The organism is Nocardioides antri, assembly GCF_008373765.1.
Taxonomy (GTDB): domain Bacteria; phylum Actinomycetota; class Actinomycetes; order Propionibacteriales; family Nocardioidaceae; genus Nocardioides; species Nocardioides antri.
This window is the reverse complement of the sequence record NZ_VUJW01000003.1, coordinates 877,835-901,958: the sequence shown is the minus strand read 5'-3', so window position 1 is coordinate 901,958 and position 24,124 is coordinate 877,835. Positions and strand designations below refer to the sequence as shown.

Sequence of the window (24,124 nt, the reverse complement as noted above, 5' to 3'; positions counted from 1 at the left end):
CTCAGTAGTTCCGACGGCGAGAGGGAAGGTGTTCCACCTCACATGATCAACTGATACAGTCGTTTGAACAAGTCTTGATCGTGAGGAGCTTTCCATGACCCTGTCGCCGGCCGTCAAGTCGCTGGAGTCCGTCCCGCGGGACACTTCTGTGGAAGAGATCCTCGCCATCGTCGCCCGCGACGGTGGCGTGATCCTCAAGAACTTCCTCACCCAGGACCAGATCGATCGCTTCAACGCCGACGTCGCGCCGGCCATGGAGGCGCTCCGCCCCGGGTCGACCCACGAGGACGAGGAGATCGCCGCCTTCCACGGAAGCAATACGAAGCGCCTCACCAGGCTGGTGGAGCTGAGCCCGACCTTCCGCAACGAGATCATCGACCACGACCTGCTCCACGACCTCTGTGACGCGACCTTCCTCGAGGAGTCGGGCACCTACTGGATGACCACCGCCCAGGTGATCGAGATCGGTCCCGGCAACGACGCCCAGATGCTCCACCGCGACCTGGAGAACTGGTGGCCGTTCATCGGGATGGGTAAGGACGGCCCCGAGGTGATCCTCAACTTCCTCATTGCCTTCACCGACTTCACCGAGGAGAACGGCGCGACGCGCGTCATCCCCGGCAGCAACCACTGGGACGACTTCGAGGACCGCGGCACTCCGGAGGACACCATCCCGGCGGAGATGAAGGCCGGTGACGCTCTGTTCTTCAGCGGGAAGACCGTGCACGGCGGTGGCGCGAACCGCACCGAGAGCGAGTACCGCCGCGCGGTCGCGTTCGCGCTCAACCCGGGCTTCCTCACCGGTGAGGAGGCCTTCGCGTTCACGGTCGACCTGGAGACTGCGAGGTCGCTCTCTTCCCGGGTTCAGCGGATCCTGGGGTTCCGGTCCCAGTACCCCACCGGCTCCCCCGGGCTGTGGCAGGTGGACTACGCGGACCTCGGGGACTTCCTCGGCCTGGACGCGTGAGGCACGCCTGATGGCACTGGAGACCTCGCGCGTCGCCTACGAACGGGCACGGCAGAGCATCGGCGCCGGAGTGGGATCGGGCCTGCGGGCCGCGATGCTTCCGCACCCGCTCTTCGTCCGGGAGGCCCGAGGCGCCCACGTCTGGGACCTGGACGGCGACCGGTACGTCGACTACGTCATGGCGTGGGGACCGCTCGTCCTCGGCCACAGCGACCCGCGCGTCGTAGAGGCGGTGCGGGAGGTCGCGACCCGGATGCAGGTCGTCGGCACCGGCCACGAGCTCGAGTACCTGGCCGCAGAGGCGGTCCTGGATGCCGTTCCGCACGGTGAGCGGCTGTTGTGGAGCAACACCGGCACGGAGGCGGTCCAGGTCGCGCTGCGCCTGGCCCGGGCCGCGACGGGCCGGCGACGGGTCCTGAAATTCGCCCGGAGCTATCACGGCTGGCACGACTCCGTGTACGCGGGGCTTGCCGAGTCCGACAGCGACCGGCCCGCGGTGGCGGCCAGCAAGGGGCAGAGCCCGAGTGTGCTCGACGACCTCGTGGTGGCGCGTTTCAACGACGTGGCCATGGCCGAGCGACTGCTCGCCGACGCAGCGGAGCGGGACATCGCGGCGGTGCTCGTCGACCCGATCCTGAGCAACGGTGGCGTCGAAGCGCCCACGGCGGACTTCCTGCCCACGCTGAGGTCGCTGTGCAACCGGTACGGCGCCGTGCTCGTCTTCGACGAGGTCATCGCCGGCTTCCGGGTCGCACGCGGCGGGTCCGCCGAGAAGTTCGGGGTGATGCCCGACCTGTCCGTGTTCGGCAAGGCGATGGCCGGCGGGCTCACCCAGAGTGCGGTGGTCGGCCGGGCGGAGCTGATCGACCAGGTGACGGCCGGCGTGGTCCACGCCGGGACCTTCAACGCCAACCCCCTGGCACTGGCGGCCGTCGAGGCGACGATGCGCGTGCTGGCCGATCCGGCCGTCTACGAGTCCCTCGAGAACATCTCGGTGGACTTCGAACGAGCGGTCGGCGGGGTCCTCGGCGCCGTGCCGGGTCGGGGCAGCCTGAACCGGGTCGGCTCGCTCCTGCAGTACGTCCCCGAGGGCGGCGACACCGGGCTCCACGGAACTGGGGGCCTCTGGGGCGCGATCCTCGAGGGGATGCTGCGTCGCGGCTTCCTGTTCATGCCGTCGGGCAAGGTCTTCCTCTCCACGGCACACACCACGTCCGACGTCGCGGCGACCGCCGAGGCGCTCGACAAGGTCCTCTGCGACCTCTGACCGAACCCCTCATCCCTGAAGAAAGAAGAAAGGACGTGCCATGAGCACGCTGACCACCCTGGACGCCACTTCGACGGTCGAAGAGGCGATCGCCGTCATCGAGCGCGATGGTGGCGTCATCATCCGCGACTTCTTCGACAGTGCCACGCTTGCCGAGCTGCGGTCCGACATCGACACCGCCATGGCCGCGACCCCGTGGGGCCAGGACGACTTCTCCGGTCACCGCACCAAGCGCCTGTACGGCGTCTTCCAGCACACGCGCCACGCCGCCACGGCCGTGCGGCACCCGCACTACGCGGGCATCGCCAGCCACTTCCTCGAGGTTCCCCAGACGGGGTTCTTCGGCGAGGACATGCTCGAGCTGACCCCCAACTACACGGTCGGTGTCAGCTCGATCATCGACATCCACCCCGGCGAGGGTGCCCAGCCCCTCCACCGCGACGACGGTGTGTGGCAGTGGCGTCACCCCGAGGGCTACCGCCAGGCCCGGGTCCAGATCATGGTGGCGGTCACCGACTTCACCGCGGAGAACGGCGGGACCATGGTGGTCCCCGGCAGCCACCTGTGGGGCGACGACCGCGGCCCCCGGGTCGACGAGGCGGTGCCGACCGTCATGAGCGCCGGCTCGGCCCTGATCTGGGTCGGCGGCACGTTCCACGGCGGCGGCACCAACACCTCGGACAGCAACAGGATCGGCCTGACCATCGGTCTCGACCTCGGGTTCCTCCGCCAGGAGGAGAACGCCTACCTGACCTATCCGGCCGAGGTCGTGAAGACCTTCGACGAGGACATCCAGCGGCTCCTCGGCTGGTCGGTGTGCCCTCCGGGCACCGGCTTCGTCGAGCACGAGGGCGTCATGGCCGACCCGATCTTCATGCTCCAGGGAGAGGGTGCCGAGGTCGCCAATTCCTTCGCCCAGTTCGACGACGCCTCCAAGGCAACCGTGTGACAGGGCCGACCACGGTCGCCGTGGTCGGTCTCGGTGCCACCGGGTCGGCCATCGCCGAAGCCCTCGTGGCGCGTGCCGATTGCGAGCTCGTCGGCGCGGTCGACGTCCGGCCCGAGCTCGCAGGAGCAGGACTGGACTCCCTCGTCCAGCGTGCGCCTGCGGTCCCCGTCGTCGCCACGACTGAAGCTCTCCCGGAGGCCGACGTGGCCGTTGTGGCCACGTCGTCGTGGCTCGCGGACATCGAGCCGGTGCTCACCGCCCTGCTCTCCCGCGGAACCAACGTGGTGTCGATCTGCGAGGAGCTCCGCGACCCGGGGTTCGCCCATCCGGACATCGTTGCCCGGCTCGACGCGGTCGCTCGGGACAACGGCGTCTCCGTGCTCGGAACCGGCGTGCAACCCCGGCATGCTCATGGACGGCCGGCACCGTTGCCAGTGTGGTCCACCGGGCACGTGGAGTCCTGGCCGGCGAGCCGGTCATTGAGCTCGCGACGCGGTTCGGGATCTTCGAGGCCGACGACGACGTGGAGCCGGGCGACTCGCTGACCATCGTGGGACGGGAGCAGACCATCGAGGTCAACGCTCCGGCGGGCTACGAGAGCTTCCTGTCAACGGTGGCCATGGCGGCCAACGCGGTCTCGCCTGTGGCTGCGGCCGAGCCGGGATTCCGCACGGTCCTCGATCTCCCCGTCGCCGCCCTGGCGAGCAAGGGCTCGCGCATGGTCGCCGGCCCGGACGGGACGCCTGCTAAGGTCTGACTTGTTCAAGTGACTTAGTCGACTCAAGGAGGCGCCGCGATGGCGCACGTGCCCACCGAAGTGCGGCGGCAGCAGTTCATCGACGCAGCGATCGTCGTGATCGCGCGCGACGGGGTTGACGGGGCGACGACGCGACGGATCGCCCAGGAGGCGTCAGCTCCGCTGGCGACGTTGCACTACTGCTTCCAGACCAAGGAGAACCTGCTCTGGGCGGTGTTCGAGTACCTGGCCGAGATGGTCGGCTCGGACCTGGAGGAGCGGGTTCCGCGAGGCCAGAGCACGGCGTCCATCGCCGTGCAGATCCTGACGGAGACCCTCCTCTCCGCCATCGATCGTCCTGCCGCGAATCGCGCCCAGCTGGAGATCTGGCTCTGGGCCGAGCGCAACGACCCGGAGGCCGGGGTCCGTCTCTACGACATGTACGTCGAGCTGTGGCGCGACCGGCTCAGGGCGGCGAAGTCGCCCCTCCCTGACGACGAGATCGAGTCGGTGGCGCGGGTGCTGCTCGGGCTGGTCGACGGCCTGAACAACCAGTTCATCGCCTCCGCCGACGAGAAGCTCCTCCGGCGCGAGATCGACACCGCGTCCGCCATGCTGGAGGCGTATCTCGGTCGCAGGTCCCGCCGCTCCGCCTGACCTTCCTCCACCACCGCGCTGGGTCGTCCCTCGGGACGACCCAGCGCGGTTTTCGCATCGACGCCCGCTCTGCCGCAACTCGAACTTTTCATTGCGGGCCCACGCCAGATGTGTTTATGATCACGCGTCTCAGTCAAATGATCACAAACCTGGAGGCCATCGTGCCCACGATCAAGATCCACCGCCGTTCGGTCGCAGCGCTCGCTGCGGTCCTGGCCGGCGCGGCGTCGCTGTCCGCGTGCGGGAGCAGCTCGGAGTCCTCCTCGGGATCGGGCCCGGACATCTCCACGTTGAGCCAGGAGGGGCAAGCCCGCCTGGAGCTCCTCTACGAGGGCAGTGGGACGTCGCCCGCCACCGAAGCCCCCAAGCCGGAGGCCGGTAAGGACGTCTGGTTCATTGCGAGCGGGATGTCGCTCGAGCTGATCGCGGCCAGCGCCCAGGGCTTTGAGGATGCAGCGGAGGCGGTGGGCTGGAACGCCAAGGTAGTCGACGGGAAGTTCCAGCCGAGCCTCTGGCTGACCGGCATCGAGCAGGCGATCGCGGCCCGCGCTGACGGCATCGTCCTCTACGCGCTCGACTGCGCCGCCGTGCGGAACGGCCTCGAGGCCGCGAAGAAGGCCCGGATCCCGGTCGTGGGTGTCGAGTCCGAGGACTGCGACCCGTCCCTGGAGACGGTGCTCACGTACGCCGACGGCGACTTCCCCGAGTTCGCGCGCCAGCTGGGTGCCGACCAGGCCCTGTGGGCCGCAGCGAGCGCAAACGGCAAGGGGACGATCATCGAGCTCCGCGAGACCGACGCGGCGATCACGCTCTACCAGTCGGACGGTGTGGCGGCGACCCTGGAGGAGGAGTGCCCCGACTGCAAGCACGTCACGGTCGAGTTCACTGCGCCGGAGATCGGCCCGGCGCTCCAGCAGAAGGTTGAGCAGGCGATCCTGAAGAACCCCGACGCGATCGGGATGCTGGTGCCCTACGACGACCTCCTGGTCGCTGGTGTGTCCTCGGCGATCGTGTCCTCGGGGCGTGGCGGCCAGATCAAGGTGATCTCGGTCGGCGGCACCACCGCGGCCTTCGACCTGATGCGGCAGAACCGCGGCCTCAACGCCGATATCGTGTTCGACCCCCGGTGGGAGGGGTTCGCCGCGGTGGACTGGATGAACCGGCTCCTCCACGGGGAGACCCCGACGGGCGAGAGCGCGCCGACCGGCATCGGTCAGCAGCTGGTCGAGCAGGAGGACGTGCCGAAGGAGGGCAAGGTCGCGGCCACCGTCGACTACGAGGCGATCTACCTGGAGAGCTGGGGAGTCGACGGATGACCGTCCTCGCGGTCCGGGGCCTGACGAAGCACTTCGCCGGCGTTCCCGCCCTGCGAGGCGTCGACCTCGACGTCGAGGAGGGCAGCGTCCATGCCCTCCTCGGCGGCAACGGCTGCGGCAAGTCCACCTTGATCAAGGCGCTCGCCGGCGTCGGCCCGGGTGACGACGGCGAGATCGCCGTCGCCGGACAGCTGCACGCCGCCCCCGCCATGACTCCCCGTCACGCTCGCGAGGCGGGCCTCCGGTTCGTCCACCAGCAGCTGTCGATCTTCCCGGACCTCAGCGTCGCGGAGAACCTCGCGATCGGCCACGGCTGGGAGGCCGGAAGGACGGGGCGGATCCACTGGCGCAGCCAGAACCGCCGCGCCCGTGACCTGCTGGACCGCTTCGGGGTGCCGGTCTACCCGCGCCAGCTCGCAGGCGCCAGCAGCGTCGCGACCCAGACCATGATCTGCATCGCTCGGGCGATGCAGGACCTCGAGCAGGCCGGCGTGCTGGTGCTGGACGAGCCGACGTCGTCGTTCCCCCCGGCGCAGGTCGACCAGCTCCTCGCCTTCGTCCGGGAGTTCGTCGGTCACGGCCACTCGGTCGTCTACGTGACGCACCGTCTCGACGAGGTGGTGCGGGTCGCGGACCGGGCGACGATCATGCGGGACGGACTGGTAGACGTCCACGTCGAGCGAGACGAGCTGACGCACGACCGCCTGTCGCGGGCGATCATCGGTCCCGCCGTCCGATCGGCGGGGACGTCGGTCTCCGCCCGCCGCGAGCCCCCGGCCGGACCGGCGTCGGTCGTCGTCGACGGCCTGGCCGGGGGTCCGGTCGTGGGGGCGAGCTTCGCGTTGCGCCCGGGCGAGATCGTCGGGTTGGCGGGCCTGCTGGGTTCGGGTCGCTCCAGTCTGCTGAAGCTCCTGTTCGGGGCCCTGCCGGCCACCGCAGGCACGGTGGAGATCGACGGGCGTCCGTTCCGTCCCGCCGGTCCTGGTGCGGCGATGCGGGCGGGAGTGGCCTACATCCCCGAGGACCGACAGGCGGACGCCGCGTTCGCGTCGCTGAGCGTGGGGGAGAACCTGTCGCTGGCGACGAGTGGTGAGTACTTCCGCCGCGGCCGGATCCGTCATCGCGCCGAGGCGGCAGCCGCCCGCCGGCTGGTGGGGGACTACCACGTCAAGACCACCTCGACTCGCGCCGCGATGGGCACGCTGTCCGGCGGCAACCAGCAGAAGGTCGTGCTGGCTCGGTGGCTGCGTCGTGACCCGCGACTGCTGCTGCTCGACGAACCTTCCCAGGGGGTCGATGTCGGCGCTCGCGCCGAGATCTGGCACCTGGTCCGGCACGCCGTCGACCAGGGCGCGACCGCGCTCGTGGCGACCTCGGACCTCGATGAGCTGGCGACCTTCTGCGACCGCGCTCTCGTCATCCGCAGCGGCCGGATCGCCGACGAGGTCGCCCCGGCGGACATGTCGGAGCACACCCTTCAAAGCCGAGCGTTCGGCATCGACCAGGAGGCATCATGACCACCCACGCAACGACCGAGCCGGAGGCGGTGGAGCCGACGTCCGCCCTCGCGTCCGCCCCGACGGTCACGGCGAGGGCGGAGCGGAGGTGGTCGTCGTACGTCGAGGCGCTGGCGCTCCCGGCTGTGACGGTGGTGATCGCCGCGTTCTTCAGCCTGTGGCCGGAGACCTCGGACTACTTCCTCACCTCGGCCAACCTCACCGTGCTGCTCGGCTCGCAGACGGTGGTCGCCGTGATCGCACTGGGCGCGCTCGTGCCGCTGATCGCCGGCCAGTGGGACCTGTCCGTCGGCGCCGTCGCTGCGCTCGCCGCGGTGCTGACGGCGCAGGCGCTGGCCGACGGCGTCGCCCTTGCCCTGGCGCTGGCCCTCGGGATCGGCGCCGGTGTCCTGATCGGGGTGGTCAATGCCTTCATCACCACTCGAGTCGGGGTCAACGCGGTCATCACGACCCTCGGCATGGCGACGATCCTGGACGGCGTCATCAACCAGCGCACCGGCGGCATCGCCGTGTTCGGTGACATCCCGCTCGCGGTCGTGGAGTTCGGCACCGGCACGTTCCTCGGACTGCCGCGCACCGTGTACGCCGTCGCGGTCGTCGCCCTGCTCGTGTACTACCTGCTCGACCACACCCCCTACGGGCGCTACCTCTACGCCCTGGGCGTCAACCCGTCCGCGGCGGCGCTGGTCGGGATCAGGGTCCGGCTGGTGCTGTCGGTCTCCTTCGTGCTCGCCGGCGCCCTGGCCGCGACCGGCGGCCTGCTGCAGCTCGCGCGGGCCGGGGGAGCGGATCCCAACGTCGGCGCGGGCTTCGCGCTCCCGGCGTTGGCGGCAGCGTTCCTGAGTGCGGCGTCGATCCGGCCAGGCCGGTACAACGTGGGCGGAACGCTGGTCGCGATCCTGTTCCTGGCCGTGCTCAACAACGGGCTCAACCTGGCCGGCACGCCGCCGTACACGAGCAGCTACGTCAACGGTGCCGCCCTCATCCTCGGCGTCGCCCTCGCGGCCTGGCTCGGGCGGCGCAACAGCAGCGCCTGACGGACGCGATCAGCGCTGGGCGCCGACCATCCTGAGGGCGAGGTCGGCGTACTGGGTGCCGATGTCGTCGGGGCTCCACTCGCGCTCCTCGCGGTACCAGCGGGCGACGTCGATGCCCAGGGACAGCAGGGCGGTGGCCGCGAGGCGCGGGTTCGCGGTGTCGAACGCTCCTGACGCCACCCCGCGCTCCACGACGCCCCGCAGCTCGGCGGTGATCGTGCGGCGGATCTCGAGGACCTCGGCCAGGTGGTCCTCGCTCAGCGCCGCGAGCTCGTAGTTGATCACGCGGGCGCTGGTGTTGGCGCGGGCGTGATAGGCGGCGAACGACCGGACGACGGCGATCAGCTGGCCGGTGGGGTCGTCGGTGGACGCGATGGCGTGGCGCATCAGCTCGAGCGTCGCCACGTGCCCCCGCAGGGAGATCTGGTGGAGCAGCTCCTCCTTGGAGCGGTGGTGGACGTAGACCGCAGCCGGGCTGAGCCCGGCGGCGGCGGCGATGTCACGGGTGCTGGTGCCGTGGAAGCCGCGCTCCGCGAAGGCCGCAGCGGCGGCGTCCATCAGCCGGTTGCGGGTCTCGTCCGCGTGGGGCCGCGTCCGGGCAGCCGTGCCGGTCATCTCGTCGTCCCTCCTCCGCCGAGCTCCACCCAGTGGATGTGACGGGACGCACACCGGGGTCCCGGTTGACGGGCCCGGCCGTCCCCGTGCATCGTAGAGGGCACGCAAACTAAGCGCACGCTTAGTTTGGATCGAGGAGGAATCCGGATGCCTGAAGCCGTGATCGTCGCGACCGCCCGCTCGCCCATCGGGCGCGCCGGCAAGGGGTCGCTCAAGGACCTGCGCCCCGACGACCTGACCGTCCAGATGGTGCGCGCCGTCCTCGACCAGGTGCCGCAGCTGGATCCCGCGCAGATCGACGACCTCATGCTCGGCGTTGGCCAGCCCGCCGGCGAGGCCGGCAACAACCTGGCCCGTGCGGTGGCGGTGTTCGCCGGGCTGGACGAGGTCCCCGGAGTGACGGTCAACCGCTACTGCTCCTCGAGCCTGCAGACCACGCGGATGGCCCTGCACGCGATCAAGGCCGGCGAGGGTGACGTCTTCATCTCGGCGGGCGTGGAGACCGTGAGCCGCTACTTCAACGGATGGTCCGACAATCCCGAGGGCCAGAACCCGCTCGCCGCCGAGGCACAGGCCCGGACCGCGAGCTTCGCGCAGGGCGGCCGGACGTGGGAGGACCCCCGCGCCCTCGGCGCCCTTCCCGACATCTACATCGCGATGGGCCAGACCGCCGAGAACGTCGCCCAGGTCGCCGGCATCAGCCGCGCCGAGCAGGACGCCTTCGGCGTCCGCAGCCAGAACCTCGCCGAGCAGGCGATCGCCGACGGCTTCTGGGCCACGGACATCACACCGGTCACCCTCCCCGACGGCACCGTCGTCAGCACGGACGACGGTCCGCGCGCCGGGGTCACCCTGGAGGCGGTCTCCGAGCTCAAGCCGGTCTTCCGCCCCGACGGCACCGTCACCGCCGGCAACTGCTGCCCGCTCAACGACGGCGCCGCGGCGCTCGTGATCATGTCCGACACCTTGGCGCGTGAGCTCGGGCTGACCCCGTTGGCTCGGATCGTGTCGACCGGGGTGTCCGGCCTGTCGCCCGAGATCATGGGTCTCGGCCCGGTCGAGGCGTCCCGCCGCGCGCTGGCCCGGGCCGGGATGACGATCGACGACATCGACCTGGTCGAGATCAACGAGGCCTTCGCCTCACAGGTGATCGGCTCGGCCCGCGAGCTCGGCATCGACGAGGACCGGCTGAACGTCAACGGCGGCGCCATCGCGATCGGCCACCCGTTCGGCATGACCGGCGCGCGGATCACCAGCACGCTGATCAGCTCACTGCAGTGGCACGACAAGCAGCTCGGCCTGGAGACCATGTGCGTCGGCGGCGGACAGGGCATGGCGATGGTGCTGGAGCGGCTCTCGTGAGCGGCCGGTTCGGGGACAGGGTCGCCATCGTCACGGGCGCCAGCCGGGGCATCGGCCTGGCGATCGCGGAGCGACTCGCCGCCGAGGGCGCGCGTGTCGTCCTCACCGCCCGCAAGAAGGACGCGCTCGACGAGGCCGTGGCCGCGCTCGGCGGCCCCTCCGTAGCGCTGGGTGTCGCAGGCAAGGCCGACGACGTCGAGCACCAGGCCGACACGGTCCGCCAGGCGATCGAGACCTTCGGCAGCCTGGACCTCCTGGTCAACAACACCGGCATCAACCCGGCGTACGGTCCGCTGATGGACCTCGACCTGGGCGTCGCCCGCAAGGTCGTGGAGGTCAACTGCATCGCGGCCGTCTCCTGGACCCAGCACGTCTACAAGGCCTGGATGAAGGAGCACGGGGGCGCCATCGTCAACGTTGCGTCGTTCTCGGCCGTGCGTCCCGCGCCGGGCATCGGGTTCTACGGCGCCAGCAAGGCGATGCTCGCGTCGCTCACCGAGCTGATGGCCGTCGAGATGGCGCCGGGGATCCGGGTCAACGCGGTCGCTCCGGCCGTCGTCAAGACCCGCTTCGCGGAGAAGCTGTACGACGGGCGCGAGGACGCCGTCGCCGCCGACTACCCGCTCAAGCGTCTCGGTGAGCCGGAGGACATCGGCAGCCTGGTCGCCTTCCTGCTCTCCGACGAGGCCTCCTGGATCACCGGCGAGATGGTCGTCGCCGACGGCGGCCTGAAGCTCTCCGGAGCCATCGAGTGAACCTCGGCGTCGTCGTCACCGGCGCCGGGCACGGCATCGGCCGGGCCCTCGCCACCCGGATGAGCGCCGAGGGCGCCCGGGTCGTCGTGAACGATCTCGACGCCGAGGCGGCTGCCCGTGTCGCCGCGGAGATCGGGGGGCGTCCCGTTCCCGGTGACGCCGCGTCGGAGGAGGGCGTGACCGCTCTCGTCGAGGCCGCCCGCGGCCATCTCGGCGCTGTCGACGCCTGGTTCGCCAACGCCGGCATCGACTCCGGGCACGGCCTGGACGCACCCGAGTCGGACTGGGCCGCATGCCTCCAAGTCAACGTGCTCGCACACGTCCGGGCGGCTCGGCTGCTGGTGCCCGACTGGGTCGAGCGCGGCGCCGGCCGGTTCGTGGTCACGGCGTCGGCGGCCGGGCTGCTCACGTTGCTCGGCAGCCCGACGTACTCGGTCAGCAAGCACGCCGCCGTCGCCTTCGCGGAGTGGCTGTCCGCGACGTACCGCCACCGCGGTGTCGTCGTGCAGGCGATCTGCCCGCAAGGGGTCAGGACGCGGATGCTCGCGAACGCGGGCGCTCTCGAGGAGGTGCTCAGCCACGACCGCGCGCTCGAGCCCGAGGACGTCGCCGAGGCGATGTGGCAGGCGATGGATGACGACCGCTTCCTCGTGCTCCCGCATCCCGAGGTGGCCGACTACTACGCGCTGCGTGCCACGCAGACCGATCGCTGGCTCGAGGGCATGAGCAAGCTGCAGCGTCTCGTCGAGGCCCACGAGGAAGGAGCACGCGGATGAAGGCGTGGCGCGTCGACGAGCTCGGTGAGCCCCGCGACGTCCTGGCGTTGGTGGAGGTCGCCGACCCCGAGCCGGTTGCGGGTCAGCTGGTGGTGAAGGTGCTGGCCTCGCCGGCGAACTTCCCGGACGTCCTGATGTGCCGGGGGCTCTACCAGGTCCGGCCGGACCTTCCGTTCACGCCCGGCGTCGAGCTGTGCGGCGAGGTCGTCGCGCTCGGCGAGGGCGTCACGACTTTCGCCGTGGGCGACCGTGTCATCGGCGGCCCCGTGCTGCCGTACGGCGGGTTCGGCGAGCTCGCCGTGATGGACGCTGCGACCACCTTCCCGGCCCCGCCGGAGCTGGACGACGCGCAGGCGTCGTCGCTCTACATCGGCTACCAGACCGGATGGTTCGGCCTGCATCGCCGAGCCGGTCTGCAGGAAGGGGAGACCCTGCTGGTGCACGCGGCCGCCGGTGGCGTCGGCAGCGCCGCCGTCCAGCTCGGCAAGGCCGCCGGGGCGCGGGTGATCGGCGTCGTCGGTGGCCCCGAGAAGGCCGAGGTGGCGCGCGAGCTGGGTGCCGACGTCACGATCGACCGCCGCGAGCAGGACTTCGTCGAGGTGGTCAAGGCCGAGACGGGAGGACGGGGTGCGGACGTGGTCTACGACCCTGTCGGCGGGGACACCTACGCCCGCTCCACCAAGTGCATCGCCTTCGAGGGGCGGATCCTCGTGGTCGGCTTCGCCGGAGGCGAGATCCAGTCAGCGGCGCTCAACCACGCCCTGGTCAAGAACTACTCGATCGTGGGCCTGCACTGGGGTCTGTACAACCGCTACGACCCGACTGCCGTCGCTGACTGCCACCGTGACCTCACCCGGCTCGCCGCCGCAGGCGCCGTACGGCCGCTGGTGAGCGAGCGGTTGGCGCTCGGCGACGTGGCCCGCGGTGTGCAGCGGCTCGCCGACGGGACGACCGTCGGTCGGGTGGTGGTGCAGCCGTGACGCGCTCGATCGACGCGGTGCTGTTCGACTACGGCGGGGTGCTCACCCTGCCCGTGCGGGACTCGATCGCGGCCTGGCAGGACGCGGACGGCATCGACCCGCGGTCGTTCTCGCGCATACTCAAGGCCTGGCTGTCCCGGGACGCCGACGACGGCACCCCGATCCACCGGCTGGAGACCGGCGGGCTGTCGCCGCCGGAGTTCGACGCACTGCTGGCGGCCGAGCTGACCACGCTCGACGGCCGCCCGGTAGATCCGGAGGGTCTGCTGCAGCGGATCTTCGCCGGGATGCGCCCCGACCCGGCCGCGTTCGCGTTGATCGACGACCTGCGCTCGGTCGGGATCCGCGTGGGGCTGCTGTCGAACAGCTGGGGCAACACCTATCCGCGGGAGCGGATCGACGCCCTCCTCGACCCCGTCGTCATCTCGGGGGAGGTGGGGTTGCGCAAGCCGCACGCAGCCATCTTCGAGCTGGCTCTGGAGCGACTCGGCCTGCCGGCCGACCGGGTGCTCTTCATCGACGATGCCGAGCCCAACGTCCTCGGTGCCCGCCACGTCGGGCTGCAGGGCCTCCTGCACACCGACGCCACGACCACCCGTGCCGCACTCGCGGCACTCGTCCCCGACCTTCCGATCACGAGTGGAGCCCCCGCATGACCACGACCCCCCGACGTACTGCCATCGTCACCGGAGCCGCCCGCGGCATCGGCGCCGCCGTCGCCAGGCGCCTGGCCGCGGACGGCTTCGCGGTCGCCGTCCTCGACCTCGACGAGTCGGCCTGCGCGGCCGTCGTCGCGGAGATCGAGGCCGCAGGCGGCCGTGCCCTCGCCGTCGGTGTCGACGTCGCGGACGAAGGAGCCGTCCAGACAGCGGTCGAGCGGATCGCGGACACGCTCGGTGAGCCGACCGTCCTGGTCAACAACGCCGGCATCATCCGCGACAACCTGCTGTTCAAGATGACCGTCGACGACTGGGACGCCGTGATGGGTGTCCACCTGCGTGGGTCGTTCCTCATGGCGCGCGCCGTCCAGGGGTACATGACCCACGCGAGCTTCGGCCGCATCGTCAACCTCTCCAGCACCTCGGCTCTCGGGAACCGCGGCCAGGCCAACTACGCCACGGCGAAGGCCGGTCTCCAGGGATTCACCAAGACGCTGGCGCTGGAGCTCGGCAAGTTCGGCGTGACGGTCAACGCGATCGCCCCGGGGTTCATCGAGACCGAGATGACGGCTGCGACCGCCGCGCGGATGGGCGTGTCCTTCGAGGACTTCAAGGCGGCGGCCGCCGCGGAGATCCCGGTGGCCCGCACCGGCCGCCCCGAGGACATCGCGCACGCTGTCTCCTACTTCGTGAGCGAGGGCGCCGGGTTCACGTCGGGACAGGTCATCTACGTCGCGGGAGGGCCGAAGGCGTGAGGATCTTCAACGGCATCGCCGATCTCGAGGCGGCGGTCGGCACGCACATCGGCTACTCCCACTGGCGCACCATCACCCAGGAGCAGATCGACGCCTTCGCCTCCGCCACCGGTGACCACCAGTGGATCCACGTGGATCCCCACCAGGCTGCGCAGGGCCCGTTCGGCAGCACGATCGCGCACGGCTACCTGACCCTGTCCCTGGTGCCCATGATGGTGTGGGAGATCTACACGATCGAGGGCGTGCAGATGGGCATCAACTACGGCGCCGACAAGCTGCGGTTCCCCGCCCCGGTCCCGGTCGACTCGAAGGTCCGCGCAGGCGTCGAGGTGCTCTCCGTCGGGCCCAGTGGCGGAGGGCACCAGGTCAGGTCACGGGTCACCGTCGAACGGGAGGGCGGCGACAAGCCGGTCTGCGTCGTCGACACGGTCACCGTCGTGGTCGTGTGATGGGCGCGCACGAGCTGCCCGGCCTCGACCTCGGACGCCTTGCGCCGTGGCTCCGTACCGTGGTGCACGGCGTCGGCGGTGACCTCGGCGCCGAGCTGATCGCCGGCGGCAAGTCCAACCTGACCTACCGGCTGACCGACGGGCATCGCGCCTGGATCGTCCGCCGGCCGCCGCTCGGCCACGTCCTGGCCACCGCGCACGACATGGCACGGGAGTACCGCGTGATGTCGGCCCTCCAGGACACCGACGTGCCGGTCCCCACGACGTACGCGCTGTGCGAGGACACCGACGTGCTCGGTGCCCCGTTCTACGTGATGGAGCACGTCGAGGGCGTGCCGTACCGCTACGCCCGCGAGCTCGCGCCCCTCGGCCCCGAGCGCACCCGCGCCATCTCCGAGAACCTGGTCGACGTCCTCGCCGCGCTGCACGCGGTGTCGCCGGAAGCAGTCGGGCTCCGCGACTTCGGCCGGCCCGAGGGCTTCCTCGGCCGGCAGGTGGCGCGCTGGAAGAAGCAGCTCGGCGCCTCCCACGCCCGCGACCTCCCTGCCGCCGACGAGCTGCACCGCCGGCTGGCTGCGTCGGTGCCCGCCGAGTCCGCGACCGGGATCGTGCACGGAGACTTCCGCCTCGACAACGTGCTGACGGACGCCCAAGACCGGCCCGCGGCCGTCATCGACTGGGAGATGGCCACCCTCGGTGACCCGCTGACCGACCTCGCCCTCCTGGTGGTCTACCAGCGGCTGGGTGAGCTGGTGGGCGGCAACGCCGTTGCCGACGCCGCCTCGGCGCCCGGCTTCCTCACCGAGGACGAGATCCTCGCGCGCTATGCCACGCACAGCGACCGCGACCTGTCCGGGCTCGGCTTCTACCTCGGGCTCGCGTCCTACAAGCTCGCCGCGATCCTCGAGGGCATCCACTACCGCCACCTGCAGGGTCAGACGGTCGGCCCCGGTTTCGAGAGCATCGGGCCCGCCGTCCACCCCCTGCTCGACGCCGGCCTCACCGCACTGAAGGAGTACCGCTGATGGATTTCCAGTTCGACGCCAGGACCTCGGGCCTGCGAGAGAACCTGCTCGACTTCATGGACTCGCACGTCCACCCCGCCGAGGCGGTGTTCCACGACCAGCTCGCCGAGCTGGACGACCCCTGGGCGTGGGACTCGGCGCCCGTCATCAAGGAGCTGCGGGTCGAGGCCCAGAAGCGGGGGCTGTGGAACCTCTTCCTGCCCGGTGAGGACGGCGCGGGTCTCACGAACCTGCAGTACGCCGCACTCGCCGAGATCTCGGGCCGCAGCATCCATCTTGCACCGCCCGCGATGAACTGCGCGGCCCCGGACACGGGCAACATGGAGGTGCTGCACCTGTTCGGTTCGGAGGAGCAGAAGAAGACGTGGCTGGAGCCGCTGCTGGCCGGAGAGATCCGCTCGGCGTTCGCGATGACCGAGCCCGACGTCGCCTCCTCGGACGCCACCAACATCGCCCTGTCGATCGTCCGTGACGGCGACGAGTACGTCCTCAACGGCCGCAAGTGGTGGATCACCGGCGCGATGAACCCGAACTGCAAGATCTTCATCGTCATGGGCAAGACCGACCCGACCGCGGAGCGGCACCGCCAGCAGTCGATGATCCTGGTCCCCCGCGACGCCCCCGGCTTGGAGGTCGTGCGCGGCATGCACGTCATCGGCTACGACGATCGCGAGCACGGCGGCCACGCGGAGCTCCGCTTCACCGACGTCCGGGTCCCCGCCACGAACCTGATCGGCGAGGAGGGCGGCGGGTTCGGCATCGCCCAGGCCAGGCTCGGTCCGGGCCGGATCCACCACTGCATGCGATCGATCGGGATCGCGGAGCGCGCCATCGAGCTGATGTGCGAGCGCGCCGACTCCCGGGTGGCGTTCGGTCGCCCGATCGCCGACCAGGGCACAGTGCGGACCTGGATCGCGGAGTCGCGGGTGAAGCTGGAGCAGCTGCGGCTGCTGGTGCTGAAGACCGCGTGGCTGATGGACACGGTGGGCAACAAGGGCGCGCACACCGAGATCCAGGCGATCAAGATCGCCACACCCGAGACCGTGCAGTGGATCCTGGACAAGGCCATCCAGGTCCACGGCGCGGGTGGGCTGTCGCAGGACTTCCCGTTGGCCAACATGTATGCCGGCATCCGGACCCTGCGGTTCGCGGACGGCCCTGACGAGGTCCACAAGAACGCCCTCGCCAAGGCCGAGCTCGCCCGCCAGCGGAGCGCGAGGGAGGCGCGATGACCATCGACGAGCTCCGGGGAAGGGTGGCCGACTTCCTGGCCACCCACGACCCCCGGTCGACCGACCGGCTGGAGTTCCTCCGTGCTCGGTACGACGCCGGGCTGGCTTGGGTCGCGTTTCCCGAGGGCCACGGAGGACTGGGCGTGCCCCAGGCGTTGCAAGCGGAGGTGGACCGGCTGTTCGTCGAGGCCGGCGCGCCGGACAACAATCCGAGTGCCAACGGGATCGGACTCGGCATGGCGGCTCCGACCATCCTCGCCTTCGGCACGGACGCGCAGAAGGCCCGCTTCCTGAAGCCGCTGTGGACCGGCGAGGAGATCTGGTGCCAGCTGTTCAGTGAGCCGGGTGCCGGTTCGGACCTCGCCGGCGTGGCCACGCGCGCGGTGCGAGACGGTGACGCCTGGGTGGTGAACGGCCAGAAGGTCTGGACCTCCGGCGCCCACAACGCGAAGTACGCCATCCTGGTCGCTCGCACGGACCCGGACCAGCCCAAGCACTCGGGGCTGACCTACTTCCTGTGCGACATGACCGACCCCGGCATCGAGGTCCGTCCGCTGCGGCAGATCACCGGCGAGGCGGAGTTCAACGAGGTCTTCCTGACCGATGTGCGCATCCCGGACAGCCACCGGCTCGGTGAGGAGGGACAGGGCTGGAAGGTCGCCAATGCCACCTTGAACAACGAACGGGTCTCCATCGGCAAGACCGCCCTGCGCGAGTCCGGCATGATCGGCGTGGTCGCTCGGACCTGGCGAGCACAGCCGGAGCGCCGAACCCCGGAGCTGCATGATCGGCTGCTCCGCCTCTGGGTGGACGCTGAGGCGGCCCGGATCACCGGCCAACGACTGCGGCAGAAGCTCGCTCAAGGGCAGCCCGGTCCCGAGGGCTCTGCAATGAAGCTGGCGTTCGCCACGATCGCCCAACAGCTGTCCGGCCTGGAGCTGGAGCTGCTCGGCGAGGACGGGCTGCGCTACTCCGACTGGACCATGGTCCGCCCGGAGTCGGTCGACTTCACCGGCAGGGATGCCGGCTATCGCTATCTCCGCGCCAAGGGGAACTCGATCGAAGGCGGCACCTCGGAGATCCTCCGCAACATCATCGCCGAGCGGGTCCTCGGCCTGCCCGCCGAGCCACGCCTCGACAAGGACGTCCCCTGGAAGGAGCTCCAGAAGTGAGCGACCTGAACCTCCTGCCCACCGATGTCGAGGACGACCTGCGGGCCACGGTCCGCGACCTCCTGGTCGACCACTGCGAGCTGTCGGCGGTCGCCGCGGTCTACGACGGCGACCGGTCACTGGTGGAGCGGCTCTGGAAGGCGCTGTCCGTCGACCTGGGACTGGCCGGGTTGCTCGTGCCCGAGGAGCACGGCGGTGCCGGCGCCTCGACACGCGAGGCGGCGGTCGTGCTCGACGAGCTCGGCCGACATGTCGCACCCGTGCCGTTCCTCACCAGTGCGGTCGTGGCGACCACTGCGCTGCTCGACTCCGACCACGCTCTGCTCGGCAGGCTTGCCACCGGTGACTGCACCGTCGCCATGACAGTGCCACTCTCGATCGAGCTGGACGCACCGGGGCGGGAGCTGGCATCGGTGACCGCCGATGACGGTGGCCGGCTCACCGGGCGAGTGACCAGCGTTGCCGGCGCACTGGAGGCCGACGTGCTCCTGGTGCCGACGGTCGACGCCGATCGACTCGCCCTGTACGCCGTACCCGTCGAGCAGGCGGGGGTCGAACCCGTCGTGTCCCTGGACATGACCCGGCAGCTCGCTGACATCACGCTCGACGGCATTGCCGCCGAGCTGGTGCTGGCCGACGCCGAGGCCGCTGTCAGGCGCGCGCTCGAGGTCGGTGCCGCGCTGCTCGCCTCCGAGCAGGCCGGCGTGGCCGGCAGGTGCCTGGAGACGACCGTGGCCTACCTCAAGGAGCGCCGCCAGTTCGGCCGCGTGGTCGGGGGGTTCCAGGCACTCAAGCACCGCCTGGCCGACCTGTACGCCGGAGTGGAGTCCGCCCGCTCCGTAGCGGTCTCCGCGGCCGCCGCCCTGGCCGCGGACGAGGACGGCTCGGTGGCGACCGCGGTGGCTCAGGCCTACTGCAGTGACCTGGCCGTGCATGCCGCGGAGGAGGCGGTTCAGCTGCACGGTGGCATCGGGATGACGTGGGAGCATCCCGCCCACCTCTATCTCAAGCGGGCAAAGGCCGACCAGATCGCATTCGGCACGGCCGGCGCGCACCGGGCCCGCCTCGCCGGCCTGGTCGACCTCCCGCCGGTTCGGGCGTGATCCACGTCGCAAAGCGAGTCACCGGAGAGCCGACGCCACTGCGCGGGCGCCACGCGCCTTCCTGGCCGGGACGCCCAGGCCGCCGGCGGTGGTCCGAATCAGCGTCAGCGTGACGTTGTCCTTCGCGATCTCGGCCATGTCGCCGGATCGAGGCGGCTCCACCCCGTTGTAGGAGATGTCCAGTCCACCGTCGTCACGCAGCGTGTAGTCCCAGACGAAGGGAACGGCGTTCGACGGCTCGGCGTAGACGACATCTCTTGGCGCGTCCCTGCCCGCGTCCAGCTCGGGATAGTTCACGTTGAGCACGGTCCCGTCCTCGATGAAACCGGTTCCGTGGCTGAGAATGTCAACGAGCAGTCGCGGTGGCGCCGACCGTCCCGGACATGCCGAGGGCGACGACGGATGCGGCCGCGATGGTACGAGTCATGAGATGCAAGGCGAACCTTCTCCTGTCGAGGCGATGAGCACCTGGGGGTGGAGCTCAGTTGGTCCGCGCGGACTCGCCCGGAGCCGACGGCCGCAGTGTCACGGCCGCAGCGATGTCCTGATCGCCCAGGCCCGCGTCGACGGCCTGACGCAGGACGCGGGTCGCGGCCTGGACCATCAGGGCGTCGCCCCGACCCTCGAGGCCCGCGGCGAAGGTCGCAACGGCGTCCGCGTACACGTTGAGGGTGGCCTGGTCGGTAGTGAAATCGTTCCGCGCGACCCGGTCGAGCGCGAGCTTCATCTGGTGGTCGAGCACCGACACCGAGTAGCTGCTCAGGTCGGAGAGGACGTCATGGGAGACCCCGAACTCGTGGACGAATCGAACCGCTTCGATGAAGGAGACGAGGCTCGAGATGTAGAAGGCGCCGGTAAGGGCGCAGTCGATCGCGTTGGCCGCGCCATGGTCGGCGCCGACGTACATCGACGAGCCCGCGATCTCGAGGATGAGCTCCTGGTGTGTCCTGAAGAGCGCTTCGTCGCCGGCCACGAGGATGCGGGCCGCACGCGTGCCGAGCTGCTCGGGGTAGGCCCCGATGGCGGCATCGAGGTAGGCCACTCCGTGCGCCTGCGCCCAGTTGCGAAGGTCACGGCCGTCCTCGGGAGTCCCACTGGTCATGTTGAGAAGAGCGAGGCCGTCGAACGGTTCGGAGCTGGCCTCCTCGAGCAGGTGGCGGACGTCCTCAGTAGCACTGACGCAGACAATGACCAGCGGAGCAGCCGTCAGCGCTTCCCTGGCAGAGGCTTGCACCTCGGCGCCGACGGCGGCAAGGGCCCGCGCACGCTCGGCAGTGCGGTTCCACACGGCCACTCGTCACCCGGCGGCGAGGAGGGCACGCACCATCGCCGAGCCCATGTTCCCGCAGCCGAGCACCGCGACGTCGAAGGAACCGGAGGCGGGCAGCGCAGAAATCCGATCATCTGATCCAGTCATGTGGCTGAGTCTGTGGAACTGTGACGCTGCTGTCAATGGTTTCGTCCTGAAGCTTTCGCGACGCCCGCGTCGCCTCGAAGCGCTGAGTCTGCTGCAGCGTGGTCATCCGCCCGTCGATGCAGCTGCCGGCGGTCGCTCTCGGATCAGCTCGCGCTTGAGGATCTTCCCGGTGGCAGTCATCGGCAGGTTGGTCACGAACTCGACGATGCGCGGGTACTTGTAGGACGCCATCGTCGCCCTGGCCCAGGCCACGAGCTCGTCGGTGGTCAGGGAGGAGCCGGGCTGAAGGATCACGAACGCCTTGATCTCCTCGCCGTGGCTCTCGTGCGGTACGCCGACGACCGCGGCGAGGCTGACGTCCTGGTGTGTCACCAGGACCTCCTCGATCTCGCGGGGATAGACGTTGAAGCCGCCTCTGATGATGAGGTCCTTGGACCGGTCCACGATGTAGTAGAAGCCGTCCTCGTCGCGGCGTGCGAGGTCGCCGGTGCGGAACCAGCCGTGCTCGTTCATCACCTCGGAGGTCGCGTCGGGGCGCTTGTAGTAGCCCTTCATCACGTTGTGTCCCTTGATCGCGATCTCGCCGACGGCTTCGGGTGACCACTCGATCTCGGCCCAGGAGTCCGGTTGGATCAGCTTCATCTCGACGCCGGGGATCGGCTTGCCGATGGAGCCCGGTCGCGGCGGCTCGCCGTACGGCGCGAAGGACGCCACGGGGGAGGTCTCGGACAGGCCGTATCCCTCGGCGATCGTGACACCGAGGCGCTTCTCGACCTCGCGGTGGATCTCGACCGGAAGCGCGGCGCCGCCGGAGATCGCCGTGCGGAGGTTCTTGGCCAGGCGTTCCACGTCGGTGCCCTCCTCGAGCGCACCGAGCAGGCCCCAGTACATGGTCGGGACGCCGGCGAAGACCGTCACCGACTCCCTCAGCATCGTCTCGATGACAGGACCGGGCTCGAACCGGGGCAGCATGACGACGGTGCCGCCGAAGGCGAGGGCGCCGTTCTGGATGGTGGTCTGCCCGAAGGAGTGGAACAGGGGCAGCACACAAAGGTAGGTGTCGGGCGCGTCCGGGTCGCACCCGAAGAGCTCCTTGCTCGCCAGTGCGTTGTCCCGCATGTTGCGGTGGCGCAGCTCGGCGCCCTTGGGCTGGCCGGTGGTTCCGGAGGTGTAGAGGATGACCGCGGTGTCGTCCTCGTCGGTGGCCACCGGCTCGAAGGCGGTGGGCAGGTCTGCCACGGCCTGGCCGAAGGTCTCGGCGCCCGCGATCGGCGAGGCCGCGGCCGGATCCGGCGTGATGACGAAGAACCCACAGCACGCGTCGACCTGGTCGAAGCCGGCCTTGGCCTCGACGCCGATCGGCAGCTCCTCGGTGCCCTGGAACGCGAAGAGGGCCTTCGCGTCGGAGTCCTCGAGGTGGTAGGCGACCTCGCGTCCCTTGAGCAGCACGTTCAGCGGTACTACGACCGCGCCGGCCTTGAGGATGCCGTAATACGCGATCGTGAAGTACGGCAGGTTCGGGCACATCAGGGCGACCTTGTCGCCCGGCTCGATCCCGCGCTGCACGAGCAGGTTCGCGACCTGGTTCGCCGCGGCGTCCACCTGACGGTAGGTCAGGCGGGTCGTGCCGAACACGATGGCATCGCGGTCGGGATACTCGCGAGCCGAGTCCTCGAGCAGGATCGACAGGTTCGGCATGTGGCTTCCTCGTGGGGCTTTCGTGGTGGGTGACGGTGTTGCTGCTGGCCGGTGGGCACCCCCAGCAGCACTTCGCGGTGTCCGTGAACTCGCGGGTCCACGCTCGGGGGTCACATGCCGCACCACAAGGGCAGCCAGCACCTGCTTGGGCTGGCGTCGGTGCGCATTGCATCGATCACGCGGCCAGTCGGCCTTCCGGATTTTCGACGGGTCCGGTTCGCGAAGCTCAGCCTGAAGTGGTCGCCACGATGTCGGGCGCGAGGGCCAGCACGAGGAGCGCCGCTGCGACGTGAGCAGGGTTCTCCTCGACCTTGACGAGGGAGAGCTCGTTGGCTCGCGAGACTCTCCGCTCGACGGTGTTCCGGTGTGCGTAGAGGTTGGCGGCCGCGCGCGTGGTGTTGAAGCCGCACTGCACGTAGGTCAGGAGTGCCTCGCGCAGCGCTTCGTCGGCCTCCGCCAACGGACCGAGAGTCCGGGTCACGAACCGGCCTGCGCTCGCTCGGTCCTTCGTGAGGGCGTCGATCAGCTCGACGTCGGCGTAGTCCGTGAACCGCCGGTCCGAACCGAGCCGGACGACCAACGCCTGGCCGGCAAGGGCATCCTGGTGGCTGGCGCGGAACCCCTCGAGTCCGTGTCCGGCCCTCCCGGCGACGGCGCGCACAGCCTCGGTCGCCGCCACGACCTTCTGGACGTGATGGAGGTCAGGGGTGTCGGTCCCGGAGATCCAGATCCAGCGCGAGGTCGCACTCGCACGGGCGACCAGAGCGCTGCGACCCACGGAGGTGGCACGCACGCCCGCGACCGCTTGATCCAGTGCGTCGACCTGTTGGGGGTCCTCGATCCAGAGGACCAGACCGGCGTGGTGACGTGCCAGCCGGTAGCCCAGCCTGGCCTCTGCGACGTCCTCGGGCACGGTGGCACCGCTGGCGATCAGCTGGATCAGCGCGATCGCCTCGGCATCCGCGTTGCCAACAGCAGCGACCATGCTGGCCTCGCGCAGAGCCGTGAGCGAGTCGAGCGCGTACTGCACCAGCGACTTCGCGGACACATCGAGAACCTCGACGAGAAGGGCCGCATCGGTGCAGTACTTCACGCACTCTTCGAGCCACCAACGCCAACCGATCGCCAGCGCGACGCGCCACCCGCCGGCGAAGTTGGGTTCGATGCCCCGGGAGACGAGATCGCGGATGTACGCCGCCGTCCTCGGTCCGACGTAGGGCTCGACGCGACGCCCGGGGTGCTGGATGTTCGAGGTGAGCCACTGGACCAGGTCGGATCGGTTGAGGTGGCGGTCCTCCTCGACCAGCGAGGCGTCCGCCAGGAGAGCGGGGTCGTCCTGCGCCTCGAGGGCGGGCCTGGTGAACGCCTCAGCCAGGGCGTCCGACTCCGCCAGGAGCCGCTGGCACAGTGACCGGATCGCCTCAGCGGCCTCCGGCGCCGGCGCAGGCCACAACTCCTCCATGCCGGCAAGTCTGCCCTGATCGGCGGAGGGCGGCGACAACTGACAGGTGCTGGTCGCTCGCCGGGCACTGGCGCCCTTCCCGCCTCACCGACTCGGTGCACGCGGCACCGTGCCCGGGCACAGCAGGTGCCCGCTGTCGTTGTGACCCGACCGCGCGCCTCGCGACAGTGAGGCATCCGGGATCACCGTCTGCTTCCGCGACGTCGCCAGTCGACGTT

General features: G+C 70.2%; 24 protein-coding genes. 19 read left to right on the top strand and 5 right to left on the bottom strand.

Features of this window, described 5'->3' with window-relative positions; translation table 11 throughout:
* The first annotated feature begins 94 nt into the window (after nt 1–94).
* The 8 genes from F0U47_RS10490 (at nt 95) to F0U47_RS10455 (ending at nt 8,446) form a co-directional block, all read left to right on the top strand.
* Nucleotides 95–967: a phytanoyl-CoA dioxygenase family protein gene (locus F0U47_RS10490; protein ID WP_188111270.1), complete on the top strand. Its 873-nt coding sequence runs from the start codon at nt 95–97 to the stop codon at nt 965–967.
* A gap of 10 nt (nt 968–977) precedes the next feature.
* Nucleotides 978–2,234 (top strand): aspartate aminotransferase family protein, encoded by a 1,257-nt coding sequence (locus F0U47_RS10485; RefSeq protein WP_149750310.1) that lies wholly within the window; start codon nt 978–980, stop codon nt 2,232–2,234.
* Between the two features lie 40 nt (nt 2,235–2,274).
* Nucleotides 2,275–3,183 (top strand): phytanoyl-CoA dioxygenase family protein, encoded by a 909-nt coding sequence (locus F0U47_RS10480; protein WP_149750308.1) that lies wholly within the window; start codon nt 2,275–2,277, stop codon nt 3,181–3,183.
* A gap of 226 nt (nt 3,184–3,409) precedes the next feature.
* Nucleotides 3,410–3,940 (top strand): hypothetical protein, encoded by a 531-nt coding sequence (locus F0U47_RS22015; RefSeq protein ID WP_223162714.1) that lies wholly within the window; start codon nt 3,410–3,412, stop codon nt 3,938–3,940.
* A 39-nt stretch (nt 3,941–3,979) separates the two neighbouring features.
* Entirely contained in the window at nt 3,980–4,576 is a 597-nt protein-coding gene (locus tag F0U47_RS10470; RefSeq protein ID WP_149750304.1) for a TetR/AcrR family transcriptional regulator, read from the top strand.
* A 161-nt stretch (nt 4,577–4,737) separates the two neighbouring features.
* Entirely contained in the window at nt 4,738–5,892 is a 1,155-nt protein-coding gene (locus tag F0U47_RS10465; protein ID WP_188111269.1) for a sugar ABC transporter substrate-binding protein, read from the top strand.
* On the top strand, nt 5,889–7,409 hold the full coding sequence (locus F0U47_RS10460) for a sugar ABC transporter ATP-binding protein (RefSeq protein WP_149750300.1): 1,521 nt from the start codon (nt 5,889–5,891) through the stop codon (nt 7,407–7,409). The genes F0U47_RS10465 and F0U47_RS10460 overlap by 4 nt, the downstream gene beginning before the upstream one ends.
* Nucleotides 7,406–8,446: an ABC transporter permease gene (locus F0U47_RS10455; protein ID WP_149750298.1), complete on the top strand. Its 1,041-nt coding sequence runs from the start codon at nt 7,406–7,408 to the stop codon at nt 8,444–8,446. The genes F0U47_RS10460 and F0U47_RS10455 overlap by 4 nt, the downstream gene beginning before the upstream one ends.
* A gap of 9 nt (nt 8,447–8,455) precedes the next feature.
* On the opposite strand, the gene F0U47_RS10450 is transcribed toward F0U47_RS10455, so the two are convergent.
* Entirely contained in the window at nt 8,456–9,061 is a 606-nt protein-coding gene (locus F0U47_RS10450; RefSeq protein ID WP_149750296.1) for a TetR-type transcription factor C-terminal domain-containing protein, read from the bottom strand.
* Nucleotides 9,062–9,208: 147 nt separating this feature from the next.
* On the opposite strand from F0U47_RS10450, the gene F0U47_RS10445 reads away from it, so the two are divergent.
* From F0U47_RS10445 to F0U47_RS10395, 11 genes are read left to right on the top strand one after another with little or no spacing between them, the layout of a single operon-like run.
* Nucleotides 9,209–10,423 (top strand): acetyl-CoA C-acetyltransferase, encoded by a 1,215-nt coding sequence (locus tag F0U47_RS10445; protein WP_149750294.1) that lies wholly within the window; start codon nt 9,209–9,211, stop codon nt 10,421–10,423.
* On the top strand, nt 10,420–11,178 hold the full coding sequence (locus F0U47_RS10440) for an SDR family oxidoreductase (RefSeq protein ID WP_149750292.1): 759 nt from the start codon (nt 10,420–10,422) through the stop codon (nt 11,176–11,178). Before F0U47_RS10445 ends, F0U47_RS10440 begins: the two co-directional genes overlap by 4 nt.
* A complete protein-coding gene (locus F0U47_RS10435; RefSeq protein ID WP_149750291.1) occupies nt 11,175–11,954 on the top strand; it encodes an SDR family NAD(P)-dependent oxidoreductase in 780 nt (259 codons plus the stop codon). Before F0U47_RS10440 ends, F0U47_RS10435 begins: the two co-directional genes overlap by 4 nt.
* The gene (locus F0U47_RS10430; protein ID WP_149750289.1) at nt 11,951–12,934 is read left to right on the top strand and encodes an NADPH:quinone oxidoreductase family protein; all 984 of its coding nucleotides are present in this window, start codon (nt 11,951–11,953) and stop codon (nt 12,932–12,934) included. The genes F0U47_RS10435 and F0U47_RS10430 overlap by 4 nt, the downstream gene beginning before the upstream one ends.
* Nucleotides 12,931–13,590 carry an HAD family hydrolase gene (locus F0U47_RS10425; RefSeq protein ID WP_246159552.1) on the top strand — a complete coding sequence of 220 codons (660 nt, stop codon included), beginning with the start codon at nt 12,931–12,933 and terminating at the stop codon, nt 13,588–13,590. The genes F0U47_RS10430 and F0U47_RS10425 overlap by 4 nt, the downstream gene beginning before the upstream one ends.
* On the top strand, nt 13,587–14,348 hold the full coding sequence (gene fabG / locus F0U47_RS10420) for a 3-oxoacyl-ACP reductase FabG (RefSeq protein WP_149750287.1): 762 nt from the start codon (nt 13,587–13,589) through the stop codon (nt 14,346–14,348). Before F0U47_RS10425 ends, fabG begins: the two co-directional genes overlap by 4 nt.
* A complete protein-coding gene (locus tag F0U47_RS10415) occupies nt 14,345–14,797 on the top strand; it encodes a MaoC family dehydratase (RefSeq protein ID WP_149750285.1) in 453 nt (150 codons plus the stop codon). Before fabG ends, F0U47_RS10415 begins: the two co-directional genes overlap by 4 nt.
* Nucleotides 14,797–15,822 carry a phosphotransferase family protein gene (locus tag F0U47_RS10410; RefSeq protein WP_149750283.1) on the top strand — a complete coding sequence of 342 codons (1,026 nt, stop codon included), beginning with the start codon at nt 14,797–14,799 and terminating at the stop codon, nt 15,820–15,822. Before F0U47_RS10415 ends, F0U47_RS10410 begins: the two co-directional genes overlap by 1 nt.
* Nucleotides 15,822–17,054, top strand: coding sequence for an acyl-CoA dehydrogenase family protein (locus F0U47_RS10405; RefSeq protein ID WP_149750281.1), 1,233 nt, complete (start codon nt 15,822–15,824; stop codon nt 17,052–17,054). The genes F0U47_RS10410 and F0U47_RS10405 overlap by 1 nt, the downstream gene beginning before the upstream one ends.
* On the top strand, nt 17,051–18,226 hold the full coding sequence (locus F0U47_RS10400) for an acyl-CoA dehydrogenase family protein (protein ID WP_149750279.1): 1,176 nt from the start codon (nt 17,051–17,053) through the stop codon (nt 18,224–18,226). The genes F0U47_RS10405 and F0U47_RS10400 overlap by 4 nt, the downstream gene beginning before the upstream one ends.
* A complete protein-coding gene (locus F0U47_RS10395; RefSeq protein ID WP_149750277.1) occupies nt 18,223–19,329 on the top strand; it encodes an acyl-CoA dehydrogenase family protein in 1,107 nt (368 codons plus the stop codon). The genes F0U47_RS10400 and F0U47_RS10395 overlap by 4 nt, the downstream gene beginning before the upstream one ends.
* Nucleotides 19,330–19,347: 18 nt before the next feature.
* On the opposite strand, the gene F0U47_RS10390 is transcribed toward F0U47_RS10395, so the two are convergent.
* The 4 genes from F0U47_RS10390 to F0U47_RS10375 all read right to left on the bottom strand — a co-directional run bounded on the left by F0U47_RS10390 (nt 19,348) and on the right by F0U47_RS10375 (nt 23,906).
* The gene (locus F0U47_RS10390) at nt 19,348–19,635 is read right to left on the bottom strand and encodes a hypothetical protein (RefSeq protein ID WP_149750275.1); all 288 of its coding nucleotides are present in this window, start codon (nt 19,633–19,635) and stop codon (nt 19,348–19,350) included.
* 175 nt (nt 19,636–19,810) lie between these two features.
* Nucleotides 19,811–20,617, bottom strand: coding sequence for an NAD(P)-binding domain-containing protein (locus F0U47_RS10385; protein WP_188111268.1), 807 nt, complete (start codon nt 20,615–20,617; stop codon nt 19,811–19,813).
* Between the two features lie 231 nt (nt 20,618–20,848).
* Nucleotides 20,849–22,444 carry a long-chain-fatty-acid--CoA ligase gene (locus F0U47_RS10380; protein ID WP_149750271.1) on the bottom strand — a complete coding sequence of 532 codons (1,596 nt, stop codon included), beginning with the start codon at nt 22,442–22,444 and terminating at the stop codon, nt 20,849–20,851.
* A 226-nt stretch (nt 22,445–22,670) separates the two neighbouring features.
* A complete protein-coding gene (locus F0U47_RS10375; protein WP_149750269.1) occupies nt 22,671–23,906 on the bottom strand; it encodes a helix-turn-helix domain-containing protein in 1,236 nt (411 codons plus the stop codon).
* Nucleotides 23,907–24,124: the final 218 nt, after the last annotated feature.

Coding starts and splice junctions, on each gene's coding strand:
- F0U47_RS10490 (WP_188111270.1), top strand. CDS start 95: ATGACCCTGTCGCCGGCCGTCAAGTCGCTGGAGTCCGTCCCGCGGGAC.
- F0U47_RS10485 (WP_149750310.1), top strand. CDS start 978: ATGGCACTGGAGACCTCGCGCGTCGCCTACGAACGGGCACGGCAGAGC.
- F0U47_RS10480 (WP_149750308.1), top strand. CDS start 2,275: ATGAGCACGCTGACCACCCTGGACGCCACTTCGACGGTCGAAGAGGCG.
- F0U47_RS10470 (WP_149750304.1), top strand. CDS start 3,980: ATGGCGCACGTGCCCACCGAAGTGCGGCGGCAGCAGTTCATCGACGCA.
- F0U47_RS10460 (WP_149750300.1), top strand. CDS start 5,889: ATGACCGTCCTCGCGGTCCGGGGCCTGACGAAGCACTTCGCCGGCGTT.
- F0U47_RS10455 (WP_149750298.1), top strand. CDS start 7,406: ATGACCACCCACGCAACGACCGAGCCGGAGGCGGTGGAGCCGACGTCC.
- F0U47_RS10450 (WP_149750296.1), bottom strand. CDS start 9,061: ATGACCGGCACGGCTGCCCGGACGCGGCCCCACGCGGACGAGACCCGC.
- F0U47_RS10445 (WP_149750294.1), top strand. CDS start 9,209: ATGCCTGAAGCCGTGATCGTCGCGACCGCCCGCTCGCCCATCGGGCGC.
- F0U47_RS10430 (WP_149750289.1), top strand. CDS start 11,951: ATGAAGGCGTGGCGCGTCGACGAGCTCGGTGAGCCCCGCGACGTCCTG.
- fabG (WP_149750287.1), top strand. CDS start 13,587: ATGACCACGACCCCCCGACGTACTGCCATCGTCACCGGAGCCGCCCGC.
- F0U47_RS10410 (WP_149750283.1), top strand. CDS start 14,797: ATGGGCGCGCACGAGCTGCCCGGCCTCGACCTCGGACGCCTTGCGCCG.
- F0U47_RS10405 (WP_149750281.1), top strand. CDS start 15,822: ATGGATTTCCAGTTCGACGCCAGGACCTCGGGCCTGCGAGAGAACCTG.
- F0U47_RS10400 (WP_149750279.1), top strand. CDS start 17,051: ATGACCATCGACGAGCTCCGGGGAAGGGTGGCCGACTTCCTGGCCACC.
- F0U47_RS10380 (WP_149750271.1), bottom strand. CDS start 22,444: ATGCCGAACCTGTCGATCCTGCTCGAGGACTCGGCTCGCGAGTATCCC.
- F0U47_RS10375 (WP_149750269.1), bottom strand. CDS start 23,906: ATGGAGGAGTTGTGGCCTGCGCCGGCGCCGGAGGCCGCTGAGGCGATC.